Annotated in this window: 14 protein-coding genes; 7 read left to right on the top strand and 7 right to left on the bottom strand. The window is 53.3% G+C overall.

Annotation, left to right across the window (positions count from 1 at the left end; genetic code table 11):
* Genes AB4H76_RS14250 through rutA form a run of 5 tightly spaced genes read right to left on the bottom strand, consistent with a single transcriptional unit; the run spans position 1 to position 3,590 of the window.
* Positions 1-591: a malonic semialdehyde reductase gene (locus tag AB4H76_RS14250; RefSeq protein WP_001001169.1), complete on the bottom strand. Its 591-nt coding sequence runs from the start codon at positions 589-591 to the stop codon at positions 1-3.
* Between the two features lie 9 nt (positions 592-600).
* Complete coding sequence (gene rutD / locus AB4H76_RS14245; protein ID WP_121689838.1) at positions 601-1,401, bottom strand: pyrimidine utilization protein D; 801 nt, start codon at positions 1,399-1,401, stop codon at positions 601-603.
* A 7-nt stretch (positions 1,402-1,408) separates the two neighbouring features.
* Positions 1,409-1,795 (bottom strand): 3-aminoacrylate deaminase, encoded by a 387-nt coding sequence (gene rutC, locus AB4H76_RS14240; RefSeq protein WP_001126780.1) that lies wholly within the window; start codon positions 1,793-1,795, stop codon positions 1,409-1,411.
* 11 nt (positions 1,796-1,806) lie between these two features.
* Entirely contained in the window at positions 1,807-2,499 is a 693-nt protein-coding gene (gene rutB / locus AB4H76_RS14235; protein WP_001307100.1) for a peroxyureidoacrylate/ureidoacrylate amidohydrolase RutB, read from the bottom strand.
* Positions 2,499-3,590, bottom strand: coding sequence for a pyrimidine utilization protein A (gene rutA, locus AB4H76_RS14230; protein WP_001301233.1), 1,092 nt, complete (start codon positions 3,588-3,590; stop codon positions 2,499-2,501). The genes rutB and rutA overlap by 1 nt, the downstream gene beginning before the upstream one ends.
* Positions 3,591-3,877: 287 nt before the next feature.
* On the opposite strand from rutA, the gene rutR reads away from it, so the two are divergent.
* Entirely contained in the window at positions 3,878-4,516 is a 639-nt protein-coding gene (rutR, locus tag AB4H76_RS14225; RefSeq protein WP_077491591.1) for an HTH-type transcriptional regulator RutR, read from the top strand.
* A gap of 39 nt (positions 4,517-4,555) precedes the next feature.
* On the opposite strand, the gene putA is transcribed toward rutR, so the two are convergent.
* Entirely contained in the window at positions 4,556-8,518 is a 3,963-nt protein-coding gene (gene putA, locus AB4H76_RS14220) for a trifunctional transcriptional regulator/proline dehydrogenase/L-glutamate gamma-semialdehyde dehydrogenase (protein ID WP_077491593.1), read from the bottom strand.
* Positions 8,519-8,572: 54 nt separating this feature from the next.
* Between putA and AB4H76_RS14215 the strand changes: the two genes are divergently transcribed.
* The 6 genes from AB4H76_RS14215 (at position 8,573) to phoH (ending at position 15,692) form a co-directional block, all read left to right on the top strand.
* Entirely contained in the window at positions 8,573-8,782 is a 210-nt protein-coding gene (locus AB4H76_RS14215; protein ID WP_077491595.1) for a hypothetical protein, read from the top strand.
* A 158-nt stretch (positions 8,783-8,940) separates the two neighbouring features.
* The gene (putP, locus tag AB4H76_RS14210; RefSeq protein WP_001018486.1) at positions 8,941-10,449 is read left to right on the top strand and encodes a sodium/proline symporter PutP; all 1,509 of its coding nucleotides are present in this window, start codon (positions 8,941-8,943) and stop codon (positions 10,447-10,449) included.
* 541 nt (positions 10,450-10,990) lie between these two features.
* Positions 10,991-11,821 (top strand): iron uptake transporter permease EfeU, encoded by an 831-nt coding sequence (gene efeU / locus AB4H76_RS14205; RefSeq protein WP_000497942.1) that lies wholly within the window; start codon positions 10,991-10,993, stop codon positions 11,819-11,821.
* 57 nt (positions 11,822-11,878) lie between these two features.
* On the top strand, positions 11,879-13,006 hold the full coding sequence (gene efeO / locus AB4H76_RS14200) for an iron uptake system protein EfeO (RefSeq protein WP_085452648.1): 1,128 nt from the start codon (positions 11,879-11,881) through the stop codon (positions 13,004-13,006).
* A gap of 5 nt (positions 13,007-13,011) precedes the next feature.
* A complete protein-coding gene (efeB, locus tag AB4H76_RS14195) occupies positions 13,012-14,283 on the top strand; it encodes an iron uptake transporter deferrochelatase/peroxidase subunit (protein WP_001199471.1) in 1,272 nt (423 codons plus the stop codon).
* Positions 14,284-14,903: 620 nt separating this feature from the next.
* Positions 14,904-15,692: a phosphate starvation-inducible protein PhoH gene (phoH, locus tag AB4H76_RS14190; protein WP_000533522.1), complete on the top strand. Its 789-nt coding sequence runs from the start codon at positions 14,904-14,906 to the stop codon at positions 15,690-15,692.
* Positions 15,693-15,741: 49 nt separating this feature from the next.
* Here phoH and pgaD read toward each other — a convergent pair whose 3' ends face one another.
* Positions 15,742-16,155 carry a poly-beta-1,6-N-acetyl-D-glucosamine biosynthesis protein PgaD gene (pgaD, locus tag AB4H76_RS14185; RefSeq protein ID WP_420062599.1) on the bottom strand — a complete coding sequence of 138 codons (414 nt, stop codon included), beginning with the start codon at positions 16,153-16,155 and terminating at the stop codon, positions 15,742-15,744.

The raw sequence follows: 16,155 nt of genomic DNA, 5'->3' as shown, positions 1-16,155 counted from the left end.
TTACAACAGCCCGCAGGCTTCTTCAAAGGACAGACGTGGCAGGCGCGCAAAAAGTTTGCTGCTATCGCCATAGCCGATATTAATCAGCAGATTGCTCTTCAGCGTGCTGCCCGCAAAAAAGGCGTCGTCAACGTGTTGACGGTCAAAACCCGACATCGGGCCGGTATCCAGTCCCAGCGCACGGCAAGCGATGATAAGATAGGCCGCCTGCATGGAACTGTTGCGAAACGCTGTTTCTTCGGCAAGTTGTGGGCTGGAGGTAAACCAACTGCGGGCATCGCCGTGAGGAAACAGTTGCGGTAACCGTTCATAAAATTCACTGTCCCAGGCGACGATAGCGGTGACGGGCGCGGTCAGGGTTTTTTGCAGATTGCCGCTGGAAAGCGCCGGGCGCAGACGTTCTTTTCCCTCTGCAGTGCGGATAAACACGATACGTGCCGGAGAACAGTTAGCTGATGTCGGCCCCCATTTCATCAGGGCATAAATCTCCCGTAACGTCTCATCGCTGACGGGTGTCTCCCGCCAGCCGTTGTGAGTGCGGGCATCGGTGAACAGGGTGCTAAGCGCACCTGGGCTAACGGCTTCGTTCATAGCAATTCCTTACAGGGCGGCTTCACGGTGATGTAACAGGCTGGCAAGCCCGTTGAGTAACAGAGCATTAAACGTTTCGGGATCGGTCACGTTGCAGGCGTGTCCGCCATAGGGCATCACCATTTTCTGGCTATCGGGCAGTGCGGCATGAAGTTCACTGGAACATGCTGTTGGCACCAGCAGATCATCACTGGCGCAGATGATTTGCACCGGGCAGCGGATGCGATCCGCATGGTGACTAAAGTCAGCGCGTTTGAGGGCGTTAAGTCGACGCAGTAAATTATTTTTGCTCTGAAAATGCGCCAGTGCCAGCGCGTCTTCTGCCTCCAGGCGAGGTGCGCGGGCCGCCATCCAGTCGGCGGGATAGAGGAACAACGGCTGCGCTTCCACCCATGCCTGCGCGCCGCCGCTATACAGTAATCGTTCGCGAACCTGAAAACAGCGGCGCGTATGGGCGTTTATTCGTAGCCAGCCGTTAACGCTGATCAGCACAGTTACCGACGCGGGATAATCCAGCGCCAGCTGCATTCCCACCAGCGCACCGAGCGCATGGCCGACCACTGCGTAATGCTCAATCCCTGCGGCTACCAGCGCCTGATGCAGTTCCGCTGCCATCTGGGCGATACTGTAATCTTCTGCCAGCGTGTCGGGATTATTGCCGGTGCCGCGCTGGTCGTAACAGACTACCTGATACTCCTGCTCCAGCACCGCCAGTTGCGGTAACCAGTAACTGCCGCTACCCCCAAGACCCGAAATCAACACCACTACGGGCGCATCAGCATAAGGGGGAGGTGAGAGTGAAAGTTTCATCGCGGCCTCACTTGGCGATATGCGCAATTGTGGCGATTTCCACCAGCGCGTCAGGTTTTACCAGTCCGCACTGAATGCAGAATCGCGCCGGTTTATCACCCGGAAAAAACTCGGCGTAGATTTCGTTAATCGCGGCGTAATTTTTCCAGTCGGTAATAAAGATGCTGTTGAAGGTCACATCCGCCATCGTGCCACCCGCCGTCTCGATCACCTTGCGGATAGTTTCCAGAACGTGGCGGGTTTGCGCCTTTGGGTCATCGGCAAACAGCACGTTATTATGTTGATCAAAAGCCAGCGTACCGGAGACATACACCACGCCATCAGCCAGCGTGCCGGGAACGAAGGGGGCCAGCGGTGCGCTGCTGCCAGCGGGAATAATTACGGATTTTGGCATCGTTAAACTCCTTAAGCGATATGAGCAAAGGACGTGGGAGAAAGCGCGTCGCAGAATGTTTCGACGTCGCTGACCCAGCCAAAAAAGGTTTCGATATTGAACAACGCGGCTTTCTGTGCAAATTCAGGCCCCGCCTGGTGTGTTGCGTCTTCCAGCACCACGCCGAAATACTCCAGAAAAAAGCCATCGCGTAGCGTCGATTCGACGCAGACGTTGGTAGCGATACCGGTGAAAACCAGATGGCGTATTCCACGGCTGCGCAAAATGCTGTCCAGCGGCGTATTGAAGAAACCGCTGTAGCGCGGCTTCGGCAGCACAATATCGCCAGGCTGCGGCACCAGTTCATCCACCAGTTGATAATCCCAGGAGCCTTTCGCCAGCAATTTCCCCTGCAGCTGCGGCTGCTTACGCATGGTTTTCAGGGCGTTCGATTTATGAAAATTCGGTGAGCCGGGTCCGCCAGCTTCGACATACTGTTCATCCCAGCCATTTTGAAACCAGATGATCAGCATCCCTGCCGCTCGCGCTGCGGTCACGGCGGTTTGAATGTTGGCAATGACCGGGCGAGTGGTTGAGACATCAAACCCGGCGAGATCTAAGTAGCCGCCTGGCGTGGCATAGGCGTTTTGCATATCCACCACGATCAGCGCACTTTGCTGCGGATCGAAGGTAATGGCTTCCGGTCGAGCGGTTAATGTCGTCATCATGCCACCTCCTGAGTCAGCACAGGGAGATGGGCGCGGCACTGCATCAGTGGTTGAATGCGCTCGCCGAAGGTTTCGATTCCCGACAGAAAATCGTCGAAGGTTAACAGCACGCCTTCGGCACCAGGCACGCTTGCGACTTCATCTAACATGCGCGCGACACTGGCGTAAGAACCGACTAACGTCCCCATATTGATGTTTACCGCCGAAGTGGGATCGGCCATCTGACGGACGTTGGTGTCAGTACCTGAGCGGGTATCTTTCTGACTTTGTTCGGTTAGCCAGCTTAACGCCTCTTCATCCGCGCCCGCTTTGTAGTGTTCCCATTTGGCGCGAGCGGCATCGTCGGTTTCATCGGCAATCACCATAAACAATACATAAGAGCCAACGTCGCGCCCGGTTTGCTCTGCGGCCTGTTTCATCCGCGCAGCGGTCGGGGCGAAAGCCGTGGGTGTATTTACGCCTTTGCCGAAACAGAAGTTGAAATCGGCATACTGGGCGGAGAACGCCATGCCAGCGTCGCTTTGCCCGGCGCAGATCACTTTCATAGGGACACTCGGTTGCGGACTGACGCGACAATCATTCATGGTGAAAAAATCGCCTTTAAAATCGCTTTTTCCCGTGCCCCACAGGTCGCGCAGCACCTGAACATACTCGGTGAGATAGTCGTAACGACGGGAGAAATAGTCATCGCCAGGCCAGATACCCATCTGCTCATACTCGGGCTTTTGCCAGCCAGTCACGAGGTTGACGCCAAAACGCCCGCCAGAGATTGAGTCGATGGTTGCGGCCATACGGGCGACGATTGCTGGAGGTAACGTTAAGGTGGCGGCGGTGGCGTAAATCTGAATGCGCGAGGTCACGGCCGCCAGCCCCGCCATCAAGGTGAACGACTCAAGGTTGTGATCCCAGAACTCAGTTTTGCCGCCAAAGCCACGCAGTTTGATCATCGACAGGGCGAAATCGAAATGGTAGTGCTCCGCTTTTTGCACGATGGCTTTATTCAGTTCAAAGGTCGGCATGTACTGCGGCGCGTGGGTCGAAATGAGCCAGCCGTTGTTGCCAATAGGTACGAATACGCCAATTTTCATCATCAACCTCTCTTCGTCTCGTAAAGTGAAAGTCAGACGGGGCACTGCGTCCTGCATATCCTTTTCAGCCGCGTAATGGCTTGTTTGCAAAGTGGATGCCAGTTTTTAAAAAGTGAATGTTATTAATGTGTTAATGTTAAGTTATCTAAAATATCTGGTAAAAAGCGGACTAAACGGTCAAAACAGTTGCACATAAAACATGCATCCGTGCGCGATGAGAGTGCAGAAGGTCGAGGCCGGGCGGGGGTTTTGCTATCCTGTTGCCAATCTACAAGAGGGGAGAGCGCATGACGCAAGGCGCAGTGAAAACAACGGGTAAACGTTCGCGCGTAGTAAGCGCGAAGAAAAAAGCGATTCTTAGCGCAGCACTGGACACTTTTTCACAATTCGGTTTTCACGGCACAAGGCTGGAGCAGATCGCAGAGTTGGCGGGTGTTTCAAAAACCAATCTGCTGTATTACTTTCCGTCAAAAGAGGCGCTGTATATTGCCGTGCTGCGGCAGATTCTCGATATCTGGCTGGCACCGTTAAAAGCGTTTCGAGAAGATTTCGCCCCGCTGGCGGCGATCAAAGAGTACATCCGTCTGAAGCTGGAAGTCTCACGCGATTATCCGCAGGCTTCGCGCCTGTTCTGTATGGAGATGCTGGCAGGCGCGCCGCTGTTAATGGATGAACTGACGGGCGATTTGAAGGCATTAATTGATGAGAAATCGGCGCTGATTGCCGGTTGGGTCAAAAGCGGCAAACTCGTGCCGATTGATCCGCAGCATTTGATTTTTATGATTTGGGCTTCCACTCAACATTACGCCGATTTCGCCCCTCAGGTGGAGGCGGTGACAGGCGCGACGTTGCGCGATGAGGTATTTTTCAATCAAACGGTTGAAAACGTGCAGCGGATTATTATTGAGGGGATTCGACCACGTTAAAGATGCCGGAGGAGGTTGTAACATCCTCCGGCTACCTGTTTAACCTATAGTCATTAAGCTGGCGTTACCGCCAGCGGCAGCGGTATTCACACTCAGCGAACGCTCGATATACAGCCGTTCCAGAAGGATATTGCTTTCGCCACGGGCAAAACCCTGCACCGAAACAATTGCGCCATCCCGCGCAGCAACGGCTTCACACAATGCGCGAAGCTGATCCGAATCACCGTGGAAGATCACCGCATCAAACGGTTGAGCGGTTATATTTTCCGCTTTCGCCAGTTGAATACGTTCGCTGACTGCCGATGGCAATGCCTTCACTAACTGACGATGCAGCGCGTCATCCGGCCACAGTACCTGGCTGCCCACCGCCAGCACGGCGGCGAGCTGAGTCAGCGCATCCTGCTCATCATCGGCAATACACAACACGCGCTCACGCGGCAGCAGCGTCCAGGTGTTGCGTTCACCCGTCGGCCCCGGCAGCAATCGTTGTGTTCCTGCCTGCGCCAGCTCGCCATATTGCGTACATAACGCCTGCAATTCTGGACGATTTGCTGCCCATTCCCGCAGTGCATTTAGCGGCTGAGTCAATGCGGCTTTCAACTGCGCATCGACCGGATACTCTGCATCCTGACGCGCGAGCGTTACTGCCAGCGCACTTTCCGGGCGATTCGCCAGCAGACGGTAGAGATAGAGCGGACCGCCTGCTTTCGGCCCGGTACCGGACAACCCTTCGCCGCCGAACGGCTGCACACCAACCACTGCGCCCACCATATTACGGTTAACATACAGGTTACCAACATGGGCCGAGCCAGTGACCTGGGCGATAGTTTCATCAATACGCGTATGGACGCCAAGCGTCAGACCATAACCGGAAGCGTTAATCTGCTCGATCAGCTCTGGTAGCTGGTTACGGTTGTAACGCACCACATGCAGCACCGGACCAAAGACCTCTTTTTGCAATTCGGCAAAGTCATCCAGTTCGATCAGCGTCGGGGCGACAAAGGTGCCGCTTTGCCATTCACGGGCATCTTCACTGTTTTCCCGCACCGCCTGGAACACCGGACGGCCTTTGCTACGCATGGTCTGAATATGGCGCTCAATATTGACTTTCGCTTCGCTATCAATCACCGGACCGATATCGGTGGTCAGGCGACCCGGATTACCCATCCGGCATTCGGCCATTGCGCCGCGCAGCATTTTCAACGTGTGGTCGGCAATCTCATCTTGCAGGCACAGCACGCGCAGCGCCGAACAACGCTGACCCGCACTGTCGAACGCCGAGGCCAGCACATCTATTACTACTTGTTCGGTCAGTGCTGAAGAATCGACAATCATCGCGTTCATGCCGCCGGTTTCAGCGATGAGCGGAATAGGGCGACCCTGAGCGTCCAGGCGGCTGGCGATATTGCGCTGCAGTAACGTAGCGACTTCGGTTGAACCGGTAAACATCACCCCGCGCACGCGATCATCACCCGTCAGTTGCGCGCCCACGGTTTCCCCCTGACCTGGCAGCAACTGCACCACGCCTGGCGGTACACCCGCTTCCAGCAAAATGGCGATCCCTTGCGCGGCAATCAGCGGCGTTTGTTCTGCCGGTTTTGCCAGCACGCTGTTACCTGCCGCCAGTGCGGCAGCAATCTGCCCGGTGAAAATAGCCAGCGGGAAGTTCCACGGACTGATACACACCACAGGCCCTAATGGACGGTGGGTTTCGTTAGCGAAATCATCCCGCACCTGTCCGGCATAGTAGTGGAGAAAATCGACCGCTTCGCGCACTTCGGCAATGGCGTTACTGAAGGTTTTTCCGGCTTCACGCACCAGAATACCAATCAGTTGCTGCATCTGGCTTTCCATTAGCACGGCAGCGCGATGTAAAATTGCCGCGCGTTCAGCCGGAGGAGTGGCAAACCAGATTGGCGCGTTATTAACCGCACTTTCCAGCGCCTGTTCTACTTCACGCGGCGTGGCTTCACGCACATAGCCCACAATATCTTTCGGTTCTGCAGGGTTAATAACGGGCGACATCTCACCTGCCGCTACCGGTTGTTCCAGCATTGGCAAGGCCTGCCATTTTTGCAGTGCACTATTGAGCAGGGCAGAAGAGAGCGAGGCCAGACGGTGTTCGTTAGCGAGATCCAGCCCTGCCGAGTTGTCGCGCCCGTGACCATACAGATCGCGCGGCAGGGGAATTTTCGGATGCGGTAATCCAGTTTGCCCTTCCTGTTGCGCCAGTTTTTCTACAGCAGTGACCGGATCGGCGACCAGTTCATCCAGTGGCAAAGAGGTGTCGGCAATACGGTTAACAAACGAGGTGTTAGCACCGTTTTCCAGCAGGCGACGCACCAGATACGCCAGCAGCGTTTCATGTGTGCCAACCGGGGCATAAATACGACACGGACGGTTAAGTTTGCCGTCGGCAACTTTCCCGGTGACCTGCTCATACAGTGGCTCGCCCATACCATGCAGGCACTGGAACTCGTACTGACCCGGATAGTAGTTCTGACCTGCCAGTTGATAAATCGCCGCCAGCGTATGGGCGTTGTGCGTCGCGAACTGCGGGTAGATCAGATTTGGCACCGCCAGCAGCTTTTTCGCACAGGCGAGATATGAAACGTCGGTATACACCTTGCGGGTATAAACCGGATAGCCTTCAAGGCCGTCCATCTGCGCACGCTTGATTTCACTATCCCAGTACGCGCCTTTCACCAGGCGAATCATCAGACGGCGACGGCTGCGGGTGGCGAGATCAACCAGATAATCAATCACCAACGGGCAGCGTTTTTGATAAGCCTGAATAACAAAACCGATGCCGTTCCAGCCTGCCAGTTCCGGCTCGAAACAGAGTTTTTCCAGCAGATCGAGGGAGATCTCCAGACGATCGGCCTCTTCGGCATCGATGTTAATACCAATATCATACTGACGCGCCAGCAGGGTGAGTGATTTCAGTCGCGGGTAAAGCTCTTCCATTACCCGGTCATACTGGGCGCGGCTATAACGCGGATGCAGCGCCGACAGTTTGATTGAAATGCCCGGCCCTTCATAGATGCCACGACCGTTAGACGCTTTACCGATGGCGTGAATCGCCTGCTGATAGGAAACCATATACGCCTGTGCATCTGCGGCGGTCAGCGCGGCTTCGCCCAGCATATCGTAAGAGTAACGGAAACCTTTCTCTTCCAGCTTGCGGGCATTGGCTAACGCTTCCGCGATGGTTTCGCCAGTGACGAACTGCTCGCCCATCAGGCGCATCGCCATATCCACACCTTTGCGGATCAGCGGTTCACCGCTTTTACCGATAATGCGGTTCAGCGAGCGGGAGAGGCTGGCTTCGTTATGGGTGGAAACCAGTTTGCCAGTAAACAGCAGCCCCCAGGTAGCGGCATTAACAAACAGTGACGGGCTACGACCAATGTGTGACTGCCAGTTACCGTTGCTGATTTTGTCGCGAATTAACGCGTCGCGGGTGGCTTTGTCGGGAATACGCAACAACGCTTCCGCCAGACACATCAGCGCCACGCCTTCCTGCGATGACAGCGAAAACTCCTGCAATAACCCCTGGACCATACCTGCGCGACCACTGGCATTTTTTTGATTACGCAGTTTATCGGCCAGTTGATACGCCAGTTTATGCGCCTGTTCAGCAACTGGCTGCGGCAGGCGGGCTTGTTCCAACAGCATAGAAACCGCTTCGGTTTCCGGGCGACGATAGGCCGCGGTGATCGCGGCGCGGGAAACCGACTGGGGCAATATTTGCTCGGCAAAGTCGAGGAATGGCTGGTGTGGTTCCTCTGCCGGAGTCGGTGCTTCATCGCTCTCATTGGCCGCGCCAGAAAGCAGCGCAGGTAGCTCCGGCAGAGTATCGCTGTTTTCCAGTTGTTCGAGATAAGAAAAAATCGCCTGCTTAATTAACCAGTGTGGTGTGCGATCGATACGTGTCGCGGCAGACTTAATACGCTCACGCGTCGCGTCGTCCAGCTTAACCCCCATGGTGGTGGTTCCCATGCCATTACTCCTGTTGTTCTGAAAGGTGCAACTTAACGTTATCGTGAAATATCCATGATGTTGCAACTTTGTGCAACCATGTTAAATGTGACTTGCGTAGCAAGCTTAAAAATGAATGAAATGTTAATAAAAGAAATCGATATGACAGGGATTAAAAAAATAACTCAGACTTTTTCTCTGCGGCAGTTAACATTTTTGAAAGGTGCAACCACAAAAAATGTGAGAGAGTGCAACCTGATGAAAAATAGTGTCGCTGAGCACTAAAATTTAATGTAAATGGTGTGTTAAATCGATTGTGAATAACCAGCGCTTCCGGCAGGATACGGTCGCCCTGGTAAAACATAAACTCTGTTACCCCGTTCCGGTGGCAGATATAACGGCAAGTTTCGACATTGCCGATAATAATTTTTTGGAGACTTTAGATGGCTATTAGCACACCGATGTTGGTGACATTTTGTGTCTATATCTTTGGCATGATATTGATTGGGTTTATCGCCTGGCGATCAACGAAAAACTTTGACGACTATATTCTGGGCGGTCGTAGTCTTGGGCCATTCGTGACGGCATTATCGGCGGGTGCGTCGGATATGAGCGGCTGGCTGTTAATGGGGTTGCCGGGCGCTGTTTTTCTTTCCGGGATTTCCGAAAGCTGGATCGCCATTGGCCTGACATTAGGCGCGTGGATTAACTGGAAGCTGGTGGCCGGGCGGTTGCGTGTGCATACCGAATACAACAATAACGCCTTAACATTGCCGGATTATTTCACCGGGCGTTTTGAAGATAAAAGCCGCATTTTGCGCATTATCTCCGCGCTGGTTATTTTGCTGTTCTTCACCATTTATTGCGCTTCGGGCATTGTGGCAGGCGCGCGTCTGTTTGAAAGTACCTTTGGCATGAGCTACGAAACGGCTCTGTGGGCGGGAGCTGCGGCGACGATCCTTTACACCTTTATTGGCGGTTTCCTCGCGGTGAGCTGGACTGATACTGTACAGGCCAGCCTGATGATTTTTGCCCTGATCCTGACACCGGTTATCGTCATTATCAGTGTCGGTGGCTTTGGTGACTCGCTGGAAGTGATCAAACAAAAGAGCATCGAAAACGTTGATATGCTCAAAGGTCTGAACTTTGTTGCCATTATCTCACTGATGGGTTGGGGGCTGGGTTACTTCGGGCAGCCGCACATTCTGGCGCGTTTTATGGCGGCGGATTCTCACCACAGCATTGTCCATGCGCGTCGTATCAGTATGACCTGGATGATCCTCTGCCTGGCAGGGGCGGTGGCTGTCGGCTTCTTTGGGATTGCTTACTTTAATGAGCACCCGGCGGTAGCAGGCGCGGTAAACCAGAACGCCGAGCGCGTGTTTATCGAACTGGCGCAAATTCTGTTTAACCCGTGGATTGCCGGGATTCTGCTGTCGGCAATTCTGGCGGCGGTAATGTCAACGTTAAGCTGCCAGCTGCTGGTGTGCTCCAGTGCGATTACCGAAGATTTATACAAAGCGTTTCTGCGTAAACATGCCAGCCAGAAAGAGCTGGTGTGGGTAGGGCGTGTGATGGTGCTGGTGGTGGCGCTGGTGGCGATTGCGCTGGCGGCAAACCCGGAAAACCGCGTGCTGGGCTTAGTGAGCTACGCGTGGGCAGGCTTTGGCGCGGCGTTTGGTCCGGTGGTGCTGTTCTCGGTGATGTGGTCACGCATGACGCGCAACGGTGCGCTGGCGGGGATGATCATCGGTGCGCTGACGGTTATCGTCTGGAAGCAGTTCGGCTGGCTGGGACTCTACGAAATTATTCCGGGCTTCATCTTCGGCAGTATCGGGATTGTAGTGTTTAGTTTGCTGGGTAAAGCGCCGTCAGCGGCGATGCAAAAACGCTTTGCCGAGGCCGATGCGCACTATCATTCGGCTCCGCCGTCACGGTTGCAGGAAAGCTAAGGGACTTAGCCTGCGGCGGTTTTGTTTGGCTTCAGCAGCGGGTTGCGCTCCCTTAATGTGCCTCGCCATATAAATTGAATGGTGCAGGGAGCGCGCAGGGGGCGGCCAATCGCCGCCGCCCCCTGCTGTCCCGGCCTTCGGGGAACGCTTCAGCGATTTTGACGCCACCAACACCCGAGCTGTTATTATGTTCCGGGCAAAAAGTTAGATTTGATAATCGAGGATGGACGAAATTGCTTGATACACCCGCTTATCAGTTTTACATGGAAGTTTTGATGTATTGAGTCAGGACGGTTTTGTCGGCTGGATACGGCGTTTACGCGGCATCCGGCAAGAACACATGGCTCGTTGTAAACAATCCCATCTTTGTACCTGGAATAATCGTTTATATCCCCTGGCATTACCTCTCTTTGTTTACATTTCAACATCATTTTATAAACATTCCGCTTGTATTTTTCTTTACCGTAATGATAATCGCTATCACTGCGATTTACTTTTCTTTGCATAGATTGACTCAGAAAAACGTTTAAGGGTGGGTGGCATGTTTGTTCCGTTTCTCATTATGTTGCGCGAAGGACTTGAAGCCGCGCTGATTGTCAGTTTGATTGCCAGCTATCTTAAGCGTACCCAGCGAGGCCGATGGATTGGTGTGATGTGGATTGGCGTGTTGCTTGCCGCTGCGTTGTGCCTGGGCTTGGGGATCTTCATTAACGAAACCACCGGCGAATTTCCGCAAAAAGAGCAGGAACTGTTTGAAGGTATCGTGGCGGTGATCGCCGTGGTGATCCTTACCTGGATGGTTTTCTGGATGCGCAAAGTGTCGCGCAACGTCAAAGTACAACTGGAGCAGGCAGTCGATAGCGCATTGCAGCGTGGAAATCATCATGGCTGGGCGCTGGTGATGATGGTCTTTTTTGCCGTTGCAAGGGAAGGGCTGGAGTCGGTCTTTTTCCTGCTGGCGGCATTTCAACAAGATGTCGGGATCTGGCCGCCGCTGGGTGCAATGCTCGGTCTTGCTACTGCCGTGGTGCTAGGCTTCCTGCTCTACTGGGGCGGTATTCGCCTCAATCTTGGTGCATTTTTTAAATGGACCAGCCTGTTTATTCTCTTCGTCGCCGCAGGGCTGGCAGCTGGTGCCATTCGCGCATTTCATGAAGCCGGATTGTGGAACCACTTTCAGGAAATCGCCTTCGATATGAGTGCGGTGCTCTCAACTCACTCGCTGTTTGGCACGCTGATGGAAGGGATTTTTGGCTATCAGGAAGCGCCGAGCGTCAGCGAAGTCGCCGTCTGGTTTATTTATCTCATCCCGGCGCTGGTGGCATTTGCTCTGCCACCACGCGCAGGGGCGACAGCGTCTCGCTCCGCGTAACAAATACGACGCAAACTCTTGCTTAGTTACAACATACTTTAAAGGGATAGTCTCGTCATGACCATTAACTTCCGCCGTAACGCATTGCAGTTGAGCGTGGCTGCGCTGTTTTCTTCTGCTTTTATGGCTAACGCCGCTGATGTGCCGCAGGTCAAAGTGACCGTGACGGATAAGCAGTGCGAACCGATGACCATTACGGTTAACGCCGGGAAAACACAGTTCATTATTCAGAACCACAGCCAGAAGGCGCTGGAGTGGGAGATCCTCAAAGGCGTGATGGTGGTGGAAGAGCGGGAAAATATCGCCCCTGGCTTTAGCCAGAAAATGACGGCGAATTTACAGCCTGGCGAATACGATATGACCTGCGGTCTGCTGACTAACCCGAAAGGGAAGTTGATCGTCAAAGGTGAGGCAACGGCGGATGCGGCGCAAAGGGATGCGCTGTTAAGTCTTGGGGGTGCAATTACTGCATATAAAGCGTATGTCATGGCGGAAACCACGCAGCTGGTGACCGACACCAAAGCCTTTACCGACGCGATTAAAGCAGGCGATATCGAAAAAGCGAAAGCACTGTATGCACCGACGCGCCAGCACTATGAGCGCATTGAACCGATTGCTGAACTGTTCTCCGATCTGGATGGCAGCATTGACGCCCGTGAAGATGATTACGAGCAAAAAGCCGCTGATCCGAAATTCACCGGTTTCCACCGTCTGGAAAAAGCATTGTTTGGCGACAACACCACCAACGGAATGGATCAGTACGCTGATCAGCTTTATACCGATGTGGTCGATTTGCAAAAACGCATCAGTGAACTGGCTTTTCCTCCTTCAAAAGTGGTCGGCGGTGCAGCCGGACTGATTGAGGAAGTGGCAGCCAGCAAAATCAGCGGTGAAGAAGATCGCTACAGCCACACCGATCTGTGGGATTTCCAGGCTAACGTTGAAGGCTCGCAGAAAATTGTCGATTTGCTGCGTCCACAACTGCAAAAAGCCAACCCGGAACTGCTGGCAAAAGTCGATGCCAACTTTAAAAAGGTCGATACCATTCTGGCGAAATACCGTACTAAAGACGGTTTTGAAACCTACGACAAATTGACCGATGCCGACCGGAATGCACTGAAAGGACCGATTACTGCGCTGGCGGAAGATCTGGCGCAACTTCGCGGTGTGCTGGGACTGGATTAAGCGTTATGCAGTATAAAGATGAAAACGGCGTGAATGAACCGTCACGCCGACGTTTACTGAAAGTGATAGGTGCACTGGCGCTGGCGGGAAGTTGTCCGGTCGCTCATGCACAAAAAACGCAAAGTGCGCCGGGTACGCTTTCACCGGATGCTCGCAATGAGAAACAGCCGTTTTATGGTGAGCATCAGGCAGGGATCCTGACGCCACAACAGGCCGCAATGATGCTGGTGGCGTTTGATGTGCTTGCCAGCGATAAAGCCGATCTTGAGCGGTTGTTTCGCTTGTTGACTCAGCGTTTTGCTTTTCTGACTCAGGGCGGAGCAGCACCAGAAACGCCAAATCCGCGCCTGCCACCACTCGATTCCGGCATTCTTGGCGGCTACATTGCGCCCGATAATCTCACCATCACGTTATCGGTGGGTCACTCATTGTTTGATGAGCGCTTTGGCCTTGCGCCACAGATGCCAAAAAAGCTGCAGAAGATGACGCGTTTCCCCAACGACTCGCTGGATGCGGCGTTATGTCATGGTGATGTGTTGCTACAGATTTGCGCCAACACCCAGGACACGGTTATCCATGCGCTGCGCGATATCATCAAACACACGCCGGATTTGCTCAGTGTGCGCTGGAAGCGGGAAGGGTTTATTTCCGATCACGCGGCGCGTAGTAAAGGCAAAGAGACGCCGATTAATTTGCTGGGTTTCAAAGACGGCACTGCCAATCCCGATAGCCAGAATGATAAGTTGATGCAAAAAGTGGTGTGGGTAACGGCAGATCAGCAGGAGCCTGCGTGGACAATCGGTGGCAGCTATCAGGCAGTACGCTTGATTCAGTTTCGAGTGGAATTTTGGGACAGAACGCCGCTGAAAGAACAGCAGACGATTTTTGGCCGTGATAAGCAAACCGGTGCGCCGCTGGGAATGCAGCATGAGCATGATGTGCCTGATTACGCCAGCGACCCGGAAGGGAAGGTGATCGCGCTGGACAGCCATATCCGGCTGGCGAATCCCCGCACGGCGGAGAGTGAGTCCAGCCTGATGCTGCGTCGTGGCTACAGTTATTCACTGGGCGTCACCAACTCCGGGCAACTGGATATGGGGTTGCTGTTTGTCTGCTACCAACACGATCTGGAAAAAGGCTTCCTGACAGTACAAAAAAGGCTCAATGGCGAAGCGCTGGAGGAATACGTTAAACCTATCGGCGGCGGTTATTTTTTTGCGCTGCCGGGGGTGAAGGACGCGAACGATTATTTCGGAAGCGCGTTATTGCGGGTTTAATGTTTTTAGGCGGATAAGGCATTTGTGCGCAGATGCCTGATGCGACGCTTGCGCGTCTTATCATGCCTACAATCAGTGCGGGTTTGGTAGGCTGGATAAGGCGTTCACGCCGCATCCGGCGATCGTGCACTGATGCCTGATGCAAATCCTGCTGAAAGCACACAGCTTTTTTCATCACTGTCATCACTCTGTCATCTTTCCAGTAGAAACTAATGTCACTGAAATGGTGTTTTATAGTTAAATATAAGTAAATATATTGTTGCAATAAATGCGAGATCTGTTGTACTTATTAAGTAGCAGCGGAAGTTCCCGGCAGTGATAGTCAGTCACTATGGAGATCGCGGATGGTAACGTCCTGTACTGGACATGTTTTAGATAATCAACGCGCCACCACTCGCGGAGTTTTCTCCTCCGGTAGTCATCTCGTCACTTTGCATTTTCAACCTCATCCTTTCTTTTCATGTGTTACCGACGCCGTAAACGGTGCGCGTAGCCGTTTTTCGGCATTTTATCCAAAAGCAAACTATGGCTTACAAGGAAGCCAACCCTCTGATGTTCGTGCGCATAATCGCGCTGCCAACGGCGCGTGTGATGAATACAAACAACTCAAGGTGCTCTCCATGGGAAGACAAAAAGCAGTGATCAAAGCTCGTCGCGAGGCAAAACGTGTGCTGAGACGGGATTCGCGCAGCCATAAGCAGCGTGAAGAAGAATCGGTCACCTCGCTTGTGCAGATGGGCGGCGTAGAAGCCATTGGTATGGCCCGCGACAGTCGCGATACTTCGCCCATCCTCGCGCGAAATGAAGCGCAATTGCACTATCTGAAGGCTATTGAGAGTAAGCAGCTGATATTCGCCACGGGCGAAGCCGGGTGCGGAAAAACCTGGATCAGCGCAGCAAAAGCGGCAGAGGCCCTGATACATAAGGATGTCGACAGGATTATCGTCACCCGTCCAGTTCTGCAAGCCGATGAAGATCTTGGCTTCTTACCTGGAGATATCGCAGAAAAGTTTGCTCCCTATTTTCGCCCGGTCTACGACGTGCTGGTCCGGCGCTTAGGGGCTTCCTTTATGCAGTACTGCCTGCGACCGGAAATAGGGAAGGTGGAAATTGCGCCGTTCGCCTATATGCGTGGACGTACCTTTGAAAATGCAGTCGTCATTCTTGACGAGGCGCAGAATGTGACTGCCGCGCAAATGAAAATGTTTTTAACCCGCCTCGGGGAGAACGTGACGGTTATCGTCAACGGTGATATCACGCAATGCGATTTGCCTCGCGGCGTGTGCTCCGGATTAAGTGACGCGCTGGAACGTTTCGAAGAAGATGAAATGGTTGGGATCGTCCGGTTCGGTAAAGAGGACTGCGTACGTTCGGCACTTTGCCAACGTACGCTGCATGCCTACAGTTAAGTGTGTTATCGGTGCAGAGCCCGGGCGAACCGGGCTTTGTTTTGGGTGTTTATGCCCGGACTAGCGCTTTTTCTGAAACAACCATTTTTATTTGCCCCTGGCTGGTGAAGTGTACGCTCATCCTGTGGCTTTTTTGTAGTTGCTGATAGAGCTCATCAGGTATTGCTAACCTCTCTGCATATTCTTGCGGCGTATATTGGTAGGCTGCATGATGCTGCTGTTTTTGAAAACGCAGCTTATTGTACAGCGCCCAGACAATTAACACGACGGCATTCGCCACTGCCAGCAAAAAATAGAACTGAAGTCGGCTTCTGGCCTCGCTTTGCCAGTAATAACCCGTCAGCAGATCCATGGCGAATAAGAATATGAACAACGCAAATAATGTCCACAAGATGGTTGTGGCAACATAATCAACCAGTAAACGTACTGGTGATTGTCGGGTCGTAATAATTAAATTGTTCAT

This window comes from Escherichia sp. UTM R2, assembly GCF_048593455.1.
GTDB lineage: Bacteria > Pseudomonadota > Gammaproteobacteria > Enterobacterales > Enterobacteriaceae > Escherichia > Escherichia coli.
The sequence above is the reverse complement of the archived record's forward strand: the minus strand, read 5'-3'. Positions and strand labels throughout refer to the sequence as shown.